This is a genomic window from Conexibacter stalactiti (genome assembly GCF_033542075.1).
Lineage (GTDB): Bacteria > Actinomycetota > Thermoleophilia > Solirubrobacterales > Solirubrobacteraceae > Conexibacter > Conexibacter stalactiti.
Window position 1 is genome coordinate 1 of record NZ_JAWSTH010000226.1, and the last position, 1,336, is coordinate 1,336.

The following is a 1,336-nucleotide window of genomic DNA, read 5'->3' on the forward strand; positions in this document are numbered from 1 at the left end:
CCGCGAGCGTCGGCGAGCGTGCGCCGCTGGAGCTGGAGGCGGCCCGCGACCATGCCGTCGCCGGCCACGCCGCGCTGGCGCTGGAGCTGGCCGAGCGGGCGGGGCGCGACGCGCAGGAGGCCGGCGACGGCGCCGTCGCCGGCGGCGCCGCCCGCCTGCACGCGCACATCACGATGCGCGGCGGCGACCCGTGGGCGGCGATCACCGCGTTGAAGCGGCTGAGCGCGGAGGCCGACGCCGCGGGCGACAGCGCGGCCGCCGCGCAGCTGCTGCTGGAGGCGTCGTTCGGTCACATGTTCCGCGGCGAGATGGCGGAGCTGGCGGAGCTGGCCGCGACGGCGCGCGCGGTCGCCGGCGAGGAGCTGCCGGTGCTGGCGACGCTGGCCGCGATCGCCGAGGGTGAGGCGCTGCTCGCGCTCGGCCGCTCGCGCGAGGGCGACGCGCTGCTGAGCGCGGCCGAGCCGCTGCTGTACGCCGCCGACCCGCTGTCGGAGGTCGCCGAGCTGATCGGCATGGCGGCGATGGCGTCGCTGTGGATCGAGCGCTTCGAGCGCGTCGAGCGGATCGTCGGCCGGATGGTCGCGGGCGCGCGCGAGGCCGGCGCTGTGGGACGGCTCGTCTACCCGCTCGACGTGCGCTCGCAGCTGCACTGGCGGCGCGGTCGCTGGGCGGCGGCGCTCGCCGACGCGGAGGAGAGCGTGCGGCTGGCGCGCGAGACCGGGCAGGCGGGAGCGCTCGCGCTCGCGCTCGCCGGGCTGGCGCGCGCCGAGGCCGGCACCGGGCGGATCGAGCAGGCGCGCGCGCACGGTCAGGAGGGGATCGAGCTGAGCGAGGTCGCGGCCGGCCCGGCGACCGTCCTGCACTCGCTCGCCGCGCTCGGCTTCACCGAGCTGACGGCCGGGCGCGCGGGCGCCGCGGTCGAGCTGCTGCAGCGAGCTGACGCGATCGACCGCGGCCTGCCGCTCGGCGAACCGGCGTTGACGCTCTACGTCGCCGACCTGATCGAGGCGCTCGTGCGGCTCGGTCGCCGCGACGACGCGCTGCGGGCGCTGGAGCGGCTGGAGGAGGGCGCGGCGCAGACCGGCGGCGCCTGGGCTCACGCGGCCTCCGCGCGCGGGCGGCTGCTGCTCGCCGGCGAGGACGAGATCGACCGGCTGGGGGAGACGGCGCTTGCATGGCACGCGCGCGTCGAGCTGCCGTTCGAGCGGGCGCGGACCGAGCTGGTGCTCGGCGAGCGGCTGCGGCGGGCGCGCCGGCGGGCCGACGCGCGCGAGCCGCTGCGGCGGGCGCTGCACGTGCTGGAGCGGCTCGGTGCCGAGCCGTGGGCGCGGCGGGC

Annotated in this window: 1 pseudogene; it reads left to right on the forward strand. The window is 79.4% G+C overall.

Annotation, left to right across the window (positions count from 1 at the left end):
* Positions 1-1,336: pseudogene (locus tag R7226_RS31455) on the forward strand (hypothetical protein); the annotation flags it as partial.